Annotated in this window: 13 protein-coding genes; all 13 read right to left on the bottom strand. The window is 51.4% G+C overall.

All coding sequences use genetic code 11. From position 1 onward, the window contains the following. Positions 1-11: 11 nt before the first annotated feature. Positions 12-1,181, bottom strand: coding sequence for a hypothetical protein (locus tag AC2A1E_RS10455; protein WP_484383680.1), 1,170 nt, complete (start codon positions 1,179-1,181; stop codon positions 12-14). Positions 1,182-1,183: 2 nt separating this feature from the next. Beyond that, the gene (locus tag AC2A1E_RS10450) at positions 1,184-1,447 is read right to left on the bottom strand and encodes a PAAR domain-containing protein (RefSeq protein WP_473190776.1); all 264 of its coding nucleotides are present in this window, start codon (positions 1,445-1,447) and stop codon (positions 1,184-1,186) included. A 285-nt stretch (positions 1,448-1,732) separates the two neighbouring features. After that, on the bottom strand, positions 1,733-2,002 hold the full coding sequence (locus AC2A1E_RS10445; protein WP_484383679.1) for a hypothetical protein: 270 nt from the start codon (positions 2,000-2,002) through the stop codon (positions 1,733-1,735). A gap of 368 nt (positions 2,003-2,370) precedes the next feature. Further along, positions 2,371-2,976 carry a hypothetical protein gene (locus AC2A1E_RS10440; protein ID WP_484383678.1) on the bottom strand — a complete coding sequence of 202 codons (606 nt, stop codon included), beginning with the start codon at positions 2,974-2,976 and terminating at the stop codon, positions 2,371-2,373. Continuing rightward, positions 2,963-5,680 (bottom strand): hypothetical protein, encoded by a 2,718-nt coding sequence (locus AC2A1E_RS10435; RefSeq protein WP_484383677.1) that lies wholly within the window; start codon positions 5,678-5,680, stop codon positions 2,963-2,965. Before AC2A1E_RS10435 ends, AC2A1E_RS10440 begins: the two co-directional genes overlap by 14 nt. A 12-nt stretch (positions 5,681-5,692) precedes the next feature. Beyond that, positions 5,693-6,226 (bottom strand): DUF3828 domain-containing protein, encoded by a 534-nt coding sequence (locus tag AC2A1E_RS10430; RefSeq protein ID WP_484383676.1) that lies wholly within the window; start codon positions 6,224-6,226, stop codon positions 5,693-5,695. 199 nt (positions 6,227-6,425) lie between these two features. Continuing rightward, positions 6,426-8,780, bottom strand: a complete 2,355-nt coding sequence (locus AC2A1E_RS10425) for a type VI secretion system Vgr family protein (protein WP_484383757.1) — start codon at positions 8,778-8,780, stop codon at positions 6,426-6,428. 77 nt (positions 8,781-8,857) lie between these two features. Then, complete coding sequence (locus AC2A1E_RS10420) at positions 8,858-9,673, bottom strand: lysozyme inhibitor LprI family protein (RefSeq protein ID WP_473190767.1); 816 nt, start codon at positions 9,671-9,673, stop codon at positions 8,858-8,860. A gap of 184 nt (positions 9,674-9,857) precedes the next feature. Further along, a complete protein-coding gene (gene tssH, locus AC2A1E_RS10415) occupies positions 9,858-12,488 on the bottom strand; it encodes a type VI secretion system ATPase TssH (RefSeq protein ID WP_484383675.1) in 2,631 nt (876 codons plus the stop codon). Between the two features lie 183 nt (positions 12,489-12,671). Next, complete coding sequence (locus tag AC2A1E_RS10410) at positions 12,672-13,163, bottom strand: Hcp family type VI secretion system effector (protein WP_473190765.1); 492 nt, start codon at positions 13,161-13,163, stop codon at positions 12,672-12,674. Between the two features lie 2 nt (positions 13,164-13,165). Then, positions 13,166-14,860, bottom strand: a complete 1,695-nt coding sequence (locus tag AC2A1E_RS10405) for an OmpA family protein (protein ID WP_484383674.1) — start codon at positions 14,858-14,860, stop codon at positions 13,166-13,168. Beyond that, entirely contained in the window at positions 14,860-15,531 is a 672-nt protein-coding gene (tssL, locus tag AC2A1E_RS10400) for a type VI secretion system protein TssL, short form (RefSeq protein WP_484383673.1), read from the bottom strand. The genes AC2A1E_RS10405 and tssL overlap by 1 nt, the downstream gene beginning before the upstream one ends. After that, entirely contained in the window at positions 15,528-16,877 is a 1,350-nt protein-coding gene (tssK, locus tag AC2A1E_RS10395) for a type VI secretion system baseplate subunit TssK (RefSeq protein WP_484383672.1), read from the bottom strand. Before tssK ends, tssL begins: the two co-directional genes overlap by 4 nt. Between the last annotated feature and the right edge of the window lie 2 nt (positions 16,878-16,879).

Here is a 16,879-nt window from a genome sequence, read left to right as displayed (position 1 = left end):
ATCCCTGATAATTATTCTGGCGTCACAGCACATAACTGGTGACAGGAAGGCGCGAATTCTACAGCAACCATTTGCGGTTCGTGATCGGCCTGGCACTGCCGGGCAGCCAGTATCATGGATTGCCATGGCGCAGCAGTACCCGCATAGCCGACTACGTTATCAATATTTACAGTGCGTTGCACCGTGAGCTCTGGGGCAAAAGCGGCACAGGCATTACTCCAAAGCTCATCACTGGCTAAATTCCCACCAGTGAGCCACCCGCGAAGCGGGGCTGTATTTTCCAGTTTCCCCCAGAGCATCGCACGACTCAGAGCATGGTTGAGTGTGTCCTGTTTACTGACCTGTGGGCGATGGATCCGAACGCAAGGTGTAGGCATTCCAGAAAAACGTTGGTTACTCAACAACATTATGGTAATAGCTTCGCCACTATCCTGCGGTGGAGTATCATAAATCTGAGCACTCACAATGAGTAATGCAGCAGGAATATCGTAGTGCCGGTCAAGCCAGTAATCCATAATACTGAAGCCCGATAGATTGCGTATTCTTCGCAGTGGGAAATTAATATTTGAAAATAACGTATCTGCTAAATCAGCGATATTATCGCCACCATCAAATGCCAGATAACAAGGCATATTTCTCGGAAGTACGGCAAGCATATCATTGGCATGACCACAGATATCAGTTGCATATCCGCCAAGAATCTCTTGTGATTTTCCCTGCTCCGGCAATGCAGAATGCCGTATAGAGCTGCCCCCGTTTCTTGCCATGACATGTTCAAGAATAAAAGATTTATTCATTGCAGCCTGATGGGTTTTCACCTCACCGGGTTCGCCTGTTTCTAGCGCATTAACCAGATACTCCCCCACTAGCCAGGCAAAACGCTGCCCTCTGGCTATTTCAGATACAATCAGCTGTTCTCGTTCTTTATTCCATGAGGCTGTACCAACGCACTCTAGCTTGTATGCCGCCCGGCGCAATGTAAAAAGGCAGCCCCAGATGAGGGCTGGCAGACATGTCGCTGCGAACCAGAACTTTAGCCCCGTACGTTCCCCCTGCCAAAACCAGAGCGTAGCACCCATACCGAGCAGAAATATCACAACACCAAACATAACCCAGCGAATAGTAACGGGTCTGCGGATATCCGGTGCTTTAGCCGGGATTACATCAAGATTAACAGGCATAATTAACCGACCAGTGCATCCGGCAGCGACGTCACAAGCGTACAACCACAACCACATTTATGGCCGTGGAAGGCGACAGGAATACCATTATCAAGATAATCTGGATTGCCTTCCACAATCATCGTCGGCCCATGACCGATTATGGGGCAAGATACTTTATCGCCTTTACGGGCAACACCAATACCGCCAAAAATCATGGTATCAGAACCGGCCTGAACCACTCCGCCATGAGTAGTTTTATCGCCGATGCGAATAATTCCTTGCATTATACCTCCTATTTTATAAGAATTTTAGACATTGCAAATACGTTTACGTCCCCACGTAGAACCATCAAAAAAATTTATTCACCTCGTATATTTGATGCTTTACCTCACATTAATAATTGCATTTATGCAACGATATGGCTTCTTTTTTTCCATTATTAAAAACCTCAAAGTCAGAATTATCTACAACATCAAACGAAGATCGTTCTTTGTCATAAAATCCATTCCAATTCATGATTGCATTACTATTAATAAACTTAATATTTGCTATTGGTTTGCTTTTATCTATTACACTTTCATCAAAGATAGACCCTGACAAGTCAAGTGTCCTAACAAAATATACATCGTAGCTTTCTTTATTTTTTTAATCTCCCCTTGCACAATGATATTGTTACTACTAACTTCAATCTCTACATGATTTATATTTTTTATCAGAATAGACCCTCCAAAACCACCGCAGTTTGGAGACCATATTCCATTTAATGCCTGCTTCGCATTTACTCCACCTGAAAAACAAGCCATGTATATAGAGATTAAAAATGGAATTGATCTATTCATAACCAAACTCCTTGAGGAAATGGCAATGACACAAATTTTTTATTTTAATGTACAACACGGAGTTTTTAAGTCTGCTCATGGTCAGCATTAATACTCATTACTCCCGCTGTGAATCTACTCGGGTTCATAGCCTGGAAGTGCTGAAGGATAAGCATTTTACCAAAAGATTCTACATTAACTTCTACTGGATAGTTTAAAGCTTGTGGAATATTACGCTCTCTCACAGATACTGCTAATGTTATAAAGGTTATTAAAAACAGATGATTTATTTTCTTTCGTTATTTTACCCCACCCCAAATTTGATCACATTATCATCTTTAACATGAGCTTTACTTACACCATTTCCGGAGTAATAAGCAACCCTGTCTTTACTGATTTTTATAGTTAGGGTCATCACCATGATCAACTTCGCACTCTCCTGTGAAAACTTTCACAAATGAATTCTCTTTAAAAAGATACGCATTATTCGAACATTTCTTATCCCCATAAGAGATATTCCCAACTTTTGATTTTGGAATATTCTCCCCATTCACCCAAATTAAATTACTATTTGGATAAAACTCAGAGAAAAATGGGTCTGGAGAGTGAGTTCCATTATCTACAGTCGCATAATAGTTAGTGTTTTCATTAAATAATGGTAGCTCTGAAACTATTTCACCATTTTCTTTATCTATGACCCATCCACAAACCCATCCAATACTTCCACATTCTTTGGGGAACTCGCCATTCTTGCTAATATAAATACGGTAGTGACCAGCAAAGTTTACTTTTTCAGCAAGCTCTTGTTGCATTTTACTTTTCCATGCACTTGATCTCTCCTGCTGTTTTTGTGTCAGCATTATTTTTTTTGTAAAGACTCCATGGTTAATGGTGACTGTATTATCTTTAAATAGTGGAGCATCATTTTCATTTGCAAAAACAGAAAGTGAAAATGGAATATACACTAGCAGAAAAGATAATTTATTTACCTTCATTTTTTGATTCCTTAAGCACATTAATCATATCAACTGGTTTGATATGGGCTTTATTTACCCCATCACCAGAATAGTAAGAAACGCCCTCAGTTTGGGCAAATCTTCTTTTGTGTATCCGGTTTCCTTTTTTGTCTCTTTTAAATGAACCATCTGGATTAGTTTCATATTCTGTTTTTGATCGGCTGATTTCCTTACCTTTTTGTACCCCAGCAGATGCAAACTCTTTTGCCCAATCATAGATAGCATCTTCAACACTGCCGTTTCCTTCCAAATAATTTATAATAGCAGGGCGCTTTAATTTAATAAGATACTCTTCAAATATTCTATCTTGCATCACTTCATTATAGAGTGCACTCACATCCAAACTTAATTTATTCACTGCATCTTTTAATGTATCAGGTACGATCTGAAACCGCCCTGTTGCAAACAAACCATTAGATGTTCCATCTTCTTGCGATGCCATGACCTCTTTGAGAGTCATGGTTGTTAGATTGGTCTTGTAATGCGGTGTATAAGTCACATGTACATTATAAGCTGTATAATCATTTTTGGATTCTACATTTCCAAGGAAATCTGCAAATTTACTATGCGCCCAACCTCTCTTTCTCGACTCGCGCAAGGCATCGAGAAACATCACCGGATGAAAATGCCATATTGGCTCGCCCTTATTAAAAGGTGATACCTTACTCATCCACTCACAATCATCAATCCATTGCTTCGCATAATCGGCACGCAGCCGATCATAGTTCTGGAAGAAGACATTCCACCGATGATGGCTGCTCCCCCCAAACCATTCGCTGTCATGCTTCACCACCAGACGCGCGGCGATATCTCTTAGCCCCAGTTCAGGATGATGCAGAGCGTTGTAAAGCTCCTTTCCTGAAAGTTCACCGTCGCCGTCAGCATCTATTTTTATGACCATATTCTTATAAAACGCCGAGACCTGCTTTTGCTGTATGCCACGCTCTTTACCAACTTGCTCTGAAAGCCAATCGTAAGCGCCTTTGACCCAGTCTTCACGCAGGGACTTTGATACATCCGGTGAAGGCTTTTCCTCCAGTGTGGAGAATCCCCGTTCAGTCAAATCATACTGATGCACTTGTTTCACATCATCCTGACTCATCCAGCTATGTGGTCTCACTTCGAACCATGTCTTACCTTCTTTATCCACCAGAGGATTGCACTTTTCCCAAGGAAGGAATTTGCCGCCGTCCTTTAAAACAATGCTCGACATCAGCTCAAATGTGCTCTCCTTTCCCTCCCCCGTCTTCTGGTACAACGATTTTCCTGACAGGATCTGGATATATTTCTGCCCTGTCGTGACATTAGCCGGGTTATTCAGAAAATTAGGCATGCGCGGATCCATACTGATGACTTCAATATGCGCATAGTGGCAACAGTCAACATTGCCTTTTCCCGCTGGCGCAATATCTTCCCCCAGAAAACCAATGGCTTCTCCGGCTTCCATTACCAGCGCTGTCGGCGGTTTCACTACCTCATCAAACTCACCATGATCAACCGCATTTTGCATCCACACAGGCATCTGCAAATACTGTTCGCCATCCGGCTCCATATACTCGGGCATCACCGTAACCCAGAATGCCTCTCCCTCGGCGTACCCCTTACCATTTAGCTTTTTTGCAAGACCGAAGGGTTGAACCTGGTCACCATTACGAAACTGTTTTTCCTGCAACACAATGACTCGCTGGTCTTTCTTGAGCTGCCCAAATTTTGCAGGGGCAGCAGAGACTCCGTCAGATGAAGCACTATTCTCAAACTTACCCGCTTTACGCTGTGAAACCGTTGTTTTCGCTTTAAAGCACTTCCCCTTTGGGAACACAGATAGCGGTGCCAGCCCCATATACAGCGAGTAAAATTCTAGCCAGCTTTTCTCTTTTTCCGGGTCTGGCTTAAATAACGATTTCACCAGTACAAACGTGCTGGAGTAGCGTAATGTCTTACCACTATAATCAGCCGTTTTGTAATCCTGATTCAGACGCCAGGCAACCACCTCCCCATTAGCCATACACTGCAAGGGAACTGCTGTTTCTACGGTATCTGTAGTCAATATAGAACCAGGTGCCGATACCGTACTGATATGAATACCGCCATGCCACAGATGGTTAGTACCTGCAAGCCAGGAACCGTGTGGTTCACGGCCAATCAAGCCCATTATTTCTTCTAGAGTTGTGTAATCTTTCCCATCAGCTTTACGTGCTGGAAAACATATTCTCTTTGAATCTGTTGATCTTGTGCTTCCAGCACCTTCATTTTCACTCACATCTATATAACGATAAAGTGTATAAGCAGGCTTAGCGTTTCTGTATTGTTGACCAGGATAAAATCCTCTAAGCTGTACGAAGTCCGAAACCCAGTTGGTTCCATTAAATAGTGCAATATGTCCGTGTGGATGTCCCTCGATGGGTTGAATGACAACAACATCGCCAGTTTGTTGACCAGGTATAATAGCCGTATCTGTCAGACCAGTTCCTGAATAGACATATACAGGCTTAAAACCAACTGACTCAAAAGAAGGACCGTAATCACACGCTGATGCAGAATTTCCAATTCTTGGTGGTGGAATGCGAATTTTGACCCCACCGACTTCCACTGCTCTTCTTACATAAGCAGCACATCTGCCAAGACTACCATCGGGCTCAGCATGGCTGTTTATATAACTGACTGACGCATCATTATCCCACATAATTCCAGTCTCTTATTCCGTTACATTGATGATTTTCCAGCTATCATTTTCTTGTTTTAGTGTGACCCTGAGTCTTTTTGTGGGGGTTGTACCGCCACCTAAAACTACGCCAATCAAAGACTCCTTGCCTTTTTGTGAAATGATGTTGGTTTTAACATTTGATTTCCAGGAAGGGTAGACGTCTTGTGATTTTATAAAGTAATTGATGTCAGACTCCACCCAAATACCATACCAATCACAAATGTAATTTCCTTTATATTTTTTACACTCATGTTTCTGAGAACATCTTTTCTCTAAATCAGCAACTGAAACTGAATCATCAGAGTCATAATTACACATCGCCGAATCGTTGATGCTTTTCATTAATTTATCTGAAATATATCTTTTGATTAATGCGTCATTACCCACCAAGTCGTCATTTAAATATGCCTTATAAAAATCACTCACTGTGCTTTCAGGACCTATAAGCTCAGTAGCTAAAGATGAATGTGAAAACACAAAAATAAAAAAAAACGTATTACGCAAAGTAAAACTGAATGACTTCATGCTATATTCCCACTCATTGAAGGACTTACCGGTGACTTTATTTACCTATGTAATATCAGTCACATTAAAATTTTCAGCCTCACTGGTCAAACTTGCCCCTGTAGTTTGCGAGCAACTCGCTCCATAATCTCTTCCAGAGTGGAGTATTCGCTGTCATTCTGTTTGCGTATAGAAACACTTGTTTTCATTACAACCATCCTTAGCGTGATATATTGCCATCTGTAGCAGGAGGTAGAAGTTCAAGAGAGGTTTTATCATAGACAGGCACTTGAGTATCCAGTGACGCACCACTCATCGGCACCTGATAACGCGCGGTTTTAATGATGTAATCCCCTGCCGAACCGTGCTCTATCCCGCCCTGGCTCAGTTTCAGGTACGAGCCTCCGCCGTTCAGCGTCAGGGTTTTCGGCGTGCTAATCACAATCTCATCGTCACTGCTGGTGATGGTCACCTGCTGCTGCGCAAACAGGGCCATCTGGTTGTGTTGCGCCTGGATCTCCACATCGCCCTGATTGGCTACCAGCTTTGCCCCGGCCTTATGCACAAACAGCCCCAGTGCCTTTTCAACCACCACTGACAGGTTCTTCATCGCGCCCATATCCAGGTGCTGACCGGCGTTAATCAGGGTATTACGAGTGCTGGTCAGTTGCAGGTGTTCACCCGAGGTCAGCGCTACGCCCTGCGGGGCACTGACCAGCAGCACCGCAGACTGAAGGTCTTTCAGTCGGTCTGTCACCAGGTTTAACTGGCTTTGAATATCCGACACCAGCGCACCGGCCTGCTCGGCGGCACTGTTCAGCGCCTGCATTTCACTGTTGGCCTGGTTGATCTTGTTGATGGCAGGTGCCATCTCCAGCACCTGCCCCTGCGCCTTGAGCTGCTCATCTGCCGTCAGGAACAGCCCTTTGGCTGCACGCACCGCGCCGAACTCATCGGTACGCAACTCGAACCCGGTGCCGCGCTGTGCACGCTGTGCGTCGACCAAGTGCCCCAGGTTAAGCTGGCTCTTGCCAAATTCTGTGGCGAGCTTGATATGCTCCTCTCCGCGCTTATCCTCTAGCCGAAGCTTACTGTTCGCGGGAGTGCGCAGGACGTTGCGGGTGTGATTGTCACGGGTGACGTGGTCCGGGTGTTCTGAATCGTGCAACGCGTAAGCGATGTACGGCAAATCGATATCACCATTGCTGAAGGCGATGGCGACCTCGGTGCCGTCGATCAGCGGTGCATGCCAGCCATAACTCTCACCGGCATAGGGTTTCGCCAGCCGTAGCCACAGGTAGGCATAACCCTGTTCAGTGCTGCTACGGTCAAAATCCAGCCTTACCCGATAACGGCCATGCTCATCCAACCAGGCGTAGGTATCGTGCTTCTCCCGGCTCTCAATGCGCGCAGGCAGCGTGCCGGAAAGAATCGGGCGGTTATACAACGGCGGGCGGTAGCAGACGGTTTCGCTGTAGGGAATACCGTCAAACTCCAGCTGGAACGGGCTTTGGCGTGAACCACGACAGCGCACGGTAGTGATGACGATACCGTCTTTCAGGCCGCTCGGCAGACCGTCGCTTTCCAGTACCTGGCCGGGATCCAGCAGCGGGCTGCTGGTGCGGCCACTGACGGTAAACTGCTGATTGAGAATACGCTCATGGCGCGTGCGGGCATAAAATGCACCACTTTCCGGGCTCTCCACCTCTCCTTCGGACAGGAACGGTTCCGCGTAGTGATACACCTCACCGGTGGTGATCCCCTCTGGGCTACTGATGCTCTGCGTGCTGTCCTGCGGGGTCAGTGCCTCACGGTAGTTATAATCCCGGGTAGCCACGCTGCCACTCACCACATGGTGGGCGGTCTGGATATCCCAAATACTCTCCCGGCCGCTGTCGCTCATCCCGGAAGGCGAGCGCAAGGGCAGCGTTACGCCGAACTGATAGTGCGCCTGGGTATCCTGGAATATCACCACATCCTGCTCAAGGCGGTTGTCCATTTCAAAACGCCAGAATATCCCGACTTCTGCCAGCAAACGCTGAATAAACTGCAAGTCGGTTTCCCGCCATTGGGTAATCAGTTCCCGCGCCGGATATTCACGCGACAGGCGGAATTCAAAGTCCGGGCCTTCAAGCCCATGTTTGCGCAATACCTGCTCGACCACCTCCGTCACCGACTGGTTGAGGTAAATTTCGCAACCTTTGGTGTGCTGCAGCAGGGCAATGCGTGGCACCAAGGTCAGGGAATAACGCGTTTCATCCGCCGAGGTGGCAAGACAACGAAAAGACTGCACCACACCGTAGACCGTGCGCACCGGTGCCGCAGGGGCACCGGTGAACATCGGGGTCTGATAGGTGAATGACGCCGGTTTCAGCAACAGCGTCTCACAGGCGATATCCGCTTCAGTACAGGTGAGTGAGACCTCATACTGCCAGGGCTGGCTTAAGGAAGCCTGCGCACGAAAGCTCAACACATCCAGAAAGTGCTCGCACTCATGCACATCCATGCGGTAACGGGACTGCCCCAGCAACTGCTGGATTTTTTGTCCCGCCAGATTAATCACGGAATCACTCATCATTTAGATCCTCAGGCAGACATCAGCTCTGTGACACGTTCATCCACTGAACGTACTCCACTATTTAATAACAGTAATTAATTGCTATTCCCGACAAGATAGTTAATTCGCTCATCCGTCATTTTTTTCTGGCACTGATAGGTATTTATTTTTTGTTGCACACTGACAGTGTCTAATTTCGCATCGGACAACTTCCCACACTTTATAGCCTTTTCACCCACCCAGGCTACCTGACTCTTTTTCAAAGCATCACGTGATGAATCAGGCAAATCCTTCCATACTCTATTTAACTCTCTATCTGAGTCTTCGTAGTTATATTTCGCTGAGCTTAACTTCCCTTGGGAGTTACTATCGATTATTTTATCTTTATCCGCAGACATCACTACTGCATTGTACATTGATGAGGATGCGTTAATTCCATCAAGATCACTAATAAGAATATCTTTTTTATTATCAGCAAGTTTGATGCTGTAGTTAGCATTACTCCAAACCACGCTCCCATTAACAAGCTTGCCACTATAACCTTTTATTTCAGATAGCTTTGATGGGATATCGCCAACAACATCAATAACCTCTTGTGGTAATTTAACAGAAACAGTGGCACCACAGTATAATGTTTCACTTCTAGTGCTCAATGTTGACACATTGGCCACATTAACCTCTAATGCATTCAACTTACTCTGATAAACATCAAGCGGCTTGCTATAAAACGCCTTGCCGTTAGTAAGAAAATTACTTTGCAACAGGCCAGAAGCATCACTTTTAATAAAATCTGAAAATGCCTTAACCGCATCTTCCCTGCCACACTTGAAGTCATTGGAATCAAATAACCCAGCATTTGCATTAAAGGAAAGTGCTGCAATAGCGGTCGCTAACAAGTACTTCTTATGCATACTATTTATCTCTTTTATCTATGGAGTGAAAATTTATCAATTACTTTCTGCACAGCTCGAGCAAGCTAACTTTTAATATTTTTTTGTAAAGGAAACTTATTTTCAGCCATTAAATGCAACACCGTCATACTGCAAGCTTCCTATGCATTGGCTTCCTTCGCTCTCCGGTGACTTACTTGAGTATTCATTCTGTACTCGGTTCATCAAACGCCAGCGTGATGCCCGCGTCCTTGTTCCACCCCAGCGTCAGCCGGGTCGGGTGGTGTTTTGCGGCCTTCTGGCTAAGCAGTTGTTGGCTCAGCACCGGCAAGACATGCTGGTTCAGCAGGCTGTCGATATGGCGTGCCCCGCTGTCCGGTTGCAGGCAGGCGGCAACCAGGGCGTCGCTCAGACTGTCTTCCATCACACAACGCAAACCGTAATGCTGCTGTAACCGTTGGGCCAACTGCGCCAGTTTGATGGCGACGATGCGTTTAAGCGCCTCTGCGCCCAGCGGGCGGTAAATCAGGGTCTGGAAGCGCGCCAGCAGCGCCGGTTGGAAATGGTCACGCAACAGCGGGCGCAGCCGTTCGTGTAATTCGCTCTCCGGCGCGTCGGGGTGCTGGTTCAGGTATGACATCAGCGCATCGCTGCCGAGGTTCGAGGTCATGACTATCACGGTATTGCGAAAATCAATCTCGCGCCCTTCGCCGTCGCGCATAAAGCCCCGGTCAAACACCTGATAGAACAGGTTGAGCACGTCGCGGTGGGCCTTTTCCACCTCATCCAGCAACACCACGCTATACGGGCGCTGGCGCACCGCCTCAGTCAGCATGCCGCCTTGACCATAGCCGACGTAGCCCGGTGGTGAGCCTTTGAGCTGGCTGACGGTATGGGCTTCCTGGTATTCGGAGAGGTTGATGGTGACTAGCGACGCTTCACCGCCAAACAGGGTATCCGCCAGCGCCAGCGCGGTTTCGGTCTTACCTACCCCGCTTGGGCCAACCAGCAGGAATACCCCTTGTGGGCCGTTGTCCGGCGTCAGCCCGGCGCGGGTGGCACGCAGCCGTTGTGCCAGGTCACCCAGCGCCACGTCCTGCCCGATAACCCGTTTCGCCAACTGGCGTTCAAGCTGCAATAACTCGCTCTGGTCGTCTTTCAGCAGGCTGCCCAGCGGCACGCCGGTCCAGTCGGCAATCACCGTCGCCACCGTCCGCGCATCCACGTCCAGCCACAGCAGCGGGTTACAGCGCTGGATATCGTGCAACTGCGCCCGGAGTGCGTCACACTCCTCACGGCGGTGGCCTTCCTGACGCGCGACCAGCAGTTGTTCGGTCAGCGCACGCTCTTTCTCGTATTGCACCGCCAGCCGGACCTGATGTTTCTGCAATGCACGGAGCCGGTCGCTGATATCCGCCAGCCGGGCCGGGTCAACGGCGGGGTCCAGCACCTTATCCTGCTCAAGCGCCTGTTGCTCGATGGTCAGCGCCGCCAGCTCTGTTCTGAGGTGCACGATTTGCTCGGGCTCACTGTCCAGCCCCATACGCACCCGCGCACTGGCGGTATCCAGCAGGTCGACCGCTTTATCCGGCAACTGTCGGCCGGTCAGGTAACGGCGCGAGAGCGTCACGGCGGCTTTTACTGCCGAATCGCAGATATGCACCCCGTGGTAGCTGGCATAACGCGCCTTCAGGCCGCGCAGCATCCGGCAGGCGTTCACATCATCCGGCTCTTCGACTTTGACCAGTTGGAAGCGCCGCTCCAGTGCCGCATCTCGCTCAAAATACTGTTTGTACTCTGACCAGGTGGTGGCCGCGATGGTACGCAGTTCCCCGCGCGCCAGCGCCGGTTTCAGCAGGTTGGCCGCATCGGCACCGCCCGCCTGATTACCCGCACCAATCAGGGTGTGGGCTTCGTCGATAAACAGCAGTATCGGCGTCGGTGACTGCTGCACCGCCGCAATCACGTTCTTCAGCCGTTGTTCAAACTCGCCGCGCACGCCCGCCCCCGCCTGCAGCAGGCCTAAGTCGAGGGTGCGTATCGCGATATTTTTCAAACTGGCCGGGACATCGCCTTCCGCCAGGCGCAGCGCCAGCCCTTCCACCAGGGCGGTTTTGCCGACGCCGGGCTCACCGACTAAAATCGGGTTGTTCTTGCGGCGGCGGGAGAGTATATCCACCATCTGGCGGATTTCGTTATCACGCCCCAATACCGGGTCAATCTCACCCGCCCGCGCTTTGGCGGTCAGGTCCTGGGTAAATTTATCCAGCTCGGCCTGCAAGGCCTGATTCGGTTCGATAGCCGGGGGCAACGTGGCCTCCGTCGGGGCATCGACCGGCCATTCCAGGCGCGGGGGCTTTTCCGGGCGCTCTTCCGATTGCGCATCCAGCAGCGGCAGCAGGTGGGCCAGTTGCGTGGCACTGAGGCTGAGCAAGGGCCAGGTGGCGTTCTGGATGACCAGGTGCTGGGCGGCGACCAGGGCCATCAGCACATGCAGCGAACGTACCGCCTCCGTATTGACCTGTGCCGAGGCTTCCAACCAGGCCTGTTGTATCAACTGCTGCAACGGGGCCGACAGTTGCGGCTTGCCCTGAAGCTGATGCGGCAAACGCTCCAGGTGTGCCAGCAACCCCTGCCACAACGCATCCTGATCCCAGTCATAACGCCGGGCGATCACCGACAGATCGCCGTCCCCCTGCTCTAACAATTTGAGCAACCAGTGCTCCACGGTGATCTCCGCATGGCCACGGGTCTGGCAGAGCGTCGCCGCTGCCGCCAGCGCCTGGGCACAGTAAGGATTTAACCGATGTAATAAACGTGCTGCGTGAGTGCTCATGCCTCTTCCCTGTTCTCTTTTCCTGCCCGCCATGACGCCGTGCGGGCACGCTACCGCCCATAGCCGTTAACCGAGGCCCATAAGGTCATTGGATTTATTGTGAATGCGTTTGGCTGAGTACCGGCACGGCGAGACTCAGCCAAACACACCAAGAGCAGGCGGTCTCCCGCCTGCTCTCAAGACTTAGGCGGTAGTACGTTCGTTCCAGGAATCGGAATGAATGATGTTGCCGTCTTTGTAGGTCCAGGTGATTTTCTCGTAGCGCAACTCAATCTGCTCCAGATGGTTGTGCTTCTCTTTGGCAGCGTCTTTGATGTCGTGCATCTTCGGCGCCACTTTCACCAGCTTGACGTTTTCCAGTGTGGTGTTGAAATACTCCACTTCCTGGCCAGCGTCATCAATGCGGTACCACTTGAACTCGGCCTTTTTCAGGGTCTGACCGGTGGTCACCGCCTTGTACAGGTACGGGCTGGAGGCGTCGATTTCCTTGGTAAACAGGAACGGCGTATGAATGCGGGTCCCCGTCAGTTTACCGGTGTTGTTATCGGTCGGGATGTACAGGCTGTGATCCTGTGCCACCACTTCGATGCTGCCTTCGCGGTCTTTGACGTCCACAGACCCTTTGATATCTGCACCACCGTCGTCTTTCAGCCAGAGATAGACTGGAATTGCCATGTTTACTTCTCCATTTCAGGGGTTACCGCATCATCCATTGCCGATGATGCGTTTTTTTTGCCAGGTACCTGACAGGCGTCTGCCTGCGGTACCAGACTGATCTCGACACGGCGGTTGGCTGCACGGCCTACCTCCGTCTCGTTGGTTGCCACAGGGCGGCTAGCGCCGTAACCCTGGACGGCAAAACAGGTGGGCGACACGTCGCTGGTGTGTAACATCCAGTCACGCACCGCTTCCGCACGCTTGAGCGAGAGTTGCTGATTACTCTGCACATCACCGGTGCTGTCGGTATGCCCCGCCACCACAATCAACAGGCCGGGTTTGGCTTTGATATTGATTAACGCTTCGACCAGAACCTTGGTGGAATCGGGCTTGAGCGTAGCCTTGCCGGTGTCAAACAGCGACAGACTGTCCAAGCGCACGGTTTGCGGGGTGTTTGGAGTCTGTATGACAGAAGGCGCAGGAGCCTGTGCGGGCGGCACATAGGTGTCAATCGCCTGTTGCACCGCCAGCCACAGTCGCTGTCCTGGATACAAACCCAGACCATATCTCAGGGGTTCACCCTGTCGTTGCCAGCGTTCGAGCCACAGTGCATCCTGCTTAAGCGCCGCCAGAGCCTGCGCTTTCGGCACCGCGTGCGTCATCGGAATAGCCTGCCAGCGCTGCAAATCTGCGCTGACCTGGCCGATAAGCGCACGGTTGTTGACCACAGAAAAGCCCACGGCCATCATGGCGCACAACCCCAGCAAAACCACCACCCGGCGAGCGGTTTGCCCCCCCTGTGCGGGAATGGCAAAAGGAGATAGCAAAGGCAGCAACGGATCGACAAAACGCGATGCCGGTTCTTCAGACCTCTGGGTATAAGGCACGCGCAGGCACGTCCGGCGAAATAACCATCGTGACCACAGCGTATGGTCTTCGCCGCGCGGCGCGCCAGTGCGCAGCGCCACGGCAAAAGCATGCACCGGTGGAGAAAACCGGTCCGCTTTCTCCAGCTCATCCAGCAGAATGTCACGGATAAAGCTGAACGCCTGATTCAGAACCGGCATCCGAGTGAGGTGATCGGCAGTCTGCAACCAGTCCTGTAACGGAAGCGGCACCGCATCTGTAGGGCAGATAAGCGCGCTGTCACCCCGCACCAACGTCCAGGGGGTTTCAGGGCCGGAAAACTGGCCGTTCAAGACCAGCGGCAGCGGGCATCCCGTCAGGGTGCGTAGCTGTATGATCTGCTGGCGCAAGGCTTTCAGCGAGGCCCGCAACGCCGCCTCATCCTTATGTTCGTCCGGCAGGCAGTGGTACATCACTGAAAGCTGGCCGAGCTGGTGCGGCTGTTGCCGTTGGATAGTGCGTATCACGTCGGCCAATGCACCGACATCTCCGACGCGCAGCCAGCAACCTTGTGAAGTTTCTCTCAATGGCTGTTCGGCAAACAACGCCGCCAACCCGTCACCACACACCAGCACTACGGCTCCCTGCTGCGTCAGAGGCGGTAAATGGGCGGCAGAAGCCGTAACGGCAGCCGTTGACAGACGACCCGCACGCTGCCAGCCCAAGCGGCAGGCCACAATGACCAATATCAGCGTCACCACGCCTTTGACCCAGACAGCCAGAGGAAAAAAGGACCACAAGAGCCATAACAACGCAGTGGCACTGACGAGGATCGGTAACACTACGGACACAAGGACGGATTTACGCATTAACGTGGCAACTCCGGTAATTGCGCAGACAACAAGGCCTGAAGCCAAAGATGGCCGCCCCACCATAGCCCCCCCGTCACCACCACGGCAAACGCGACCCAGAACCAGACAGAGCGCAACAGGGTGTAACTCCGCCGGCCCGTTTTGCGCACCACCAGTGAGAGATCGGCCACAGGAGGGGCGACCCGCTCGTTCAGCATGTTCAGCGTTTCATCACGCTGCGTCTGGCTCACCGTTTTCACGCCGTATAGCCCCTGAAAGCCCAGAGAAAGTACCCGGTGATAGCAAGTCAACACCGCCATAACCGGCGCGGGCTGGCGCAGTACCTTGGAAAGCCGATCCCAAAGCGCCTCCCCGGCATGCAGGGAATCAAAATAGCGTGCCTGTAACGGGGCCGTACGCCAGGCGAGCTGCCCCTCATCGATTTCCCCGTTGTTCGGCCTGCGGCTCATCACGGTTTCATCCAGCAGAGCGCACTGGGCATAGGAGATATGCTCGACGCTGTCGTCATCGTAACCCGCCCTGGCCAGCGCCTCTCGGACGTGTTCAACCTGCCGGCAGCAATTCTGGTACAGCGCCTTGCCGTCCGGCGTAGTGGCCCCATTTCGCAGCAGGGTGACGGTCAGCCAGGTTTCCGCCATCAGTTGGTCAATATCGATATCCTGTTTCATGATCGCAACACCGCAAAGAGTTCAAGTTCGAGCGCACCCAGCAGCGAAGGTACATAGAACATGCACACCCCCTGCTCCAGCATGTCGCGGGCTGCCACGCTCTCCATATCCAGCGCAAAATACTGGTTCTCCAGACGTACCGGCAACGCGGCAGGGATACGGTTGACGGCAATCAGCGGTATGCCATTGAGCGCCACGCTGTAAATTTCATTGACGTCATCAGGAGACCCCGCCTTGCAGAGTGAGGGGAAACGCTCGGCAATCTGCCAGGCCGGAATATCGGAACGCACAGAAAGATACAGATCCGCCTCTTCCCGCAAACGCATGTCGTGCAGAGAAGCTCTCCAGGTCTGCGCATCAGGACGCGACATCTCTAGAGCGATCACCTGTGATGGCAGGCTGGCTTCCAGCAAGCCGGTGATCAGATCAAACAGCGGCGGGAAGGCGTTGGCTGGTTCGGCATGGTCATAGCCTGGAATAGCATCCAGGTCATGCTCGAGCGAGAAGGTCAACATGCTCCCCGCCAGGCGCGCCAACTCTGCCCACACCTGCTCGGGATGACGCGCAGGAAAACGCTCGTATTCAGTCAGCACGCGGGCATGGGAATTGAGCGCATTGAGCAACCAGAACAGGGAAACATCGGCCACCGCGAAATCGGCCAACCGTTCGTTACTCTCACGACGCATCGACATCAAACGCTGGCGGCGGGAACGTAACTGGCGGTTCAGCAGAACCAGGCGCTCGCGCAGCGCAGCGCTGGCAGAGAAGAGCGCCATCGGTGGTATAAAGGCCGGATCCTGTCGCCATCCCCCTTGCCCGTCACGCACCAGACGTGCGATCGGACAGGTTTGCCACGAGGCGTTACTTTCATGCTGAAAACGGATCGACAGGTTGAAGTGAGCCACCGCCATCGATTCTTCTTCCGGGCCGAAGGCATCAGGCACGGTGATCCATTCTTCACGGTAGCGCAGTGGACGTTCGGCAACCGCGCCCTCCTGCTGAACGTTACTCATCCCCGACTGCATCAGCGGCAGGGCAAGCACCAAGGTGACCACGTCATGACCGGCGACGTCCGCCGCACTCAGTTCACGAGGCTCAGGAGGCAAGTCGCTCTCAAGCGTGTCAATCAGCGAGCCATCCGCCAGCCACAACCGCAGATGACGGACCTGGATCACCCCCGAAGAGAGCAACGCGTCGTCAAACTCAACGTTCTCCACCCCCCACGGGAACGGGGAGGTCAGCGCAGCTACGCCAGAGCTGCAAAAAGCGCCCCAGGCAGACTGCTGCTGAAACTGCTGAGGGGACAGCAAGGCCCCCTCATTCCATAACGGACGATAGATTTTCATTC

Source organism: Serratia sp. HNCC26DJ206 (assembly GCF_057180605.1).
Note: the sequence above shows the minus strand (reverse complement) of the source record. Positions and strands in the feature narration are given on the sequence as shown.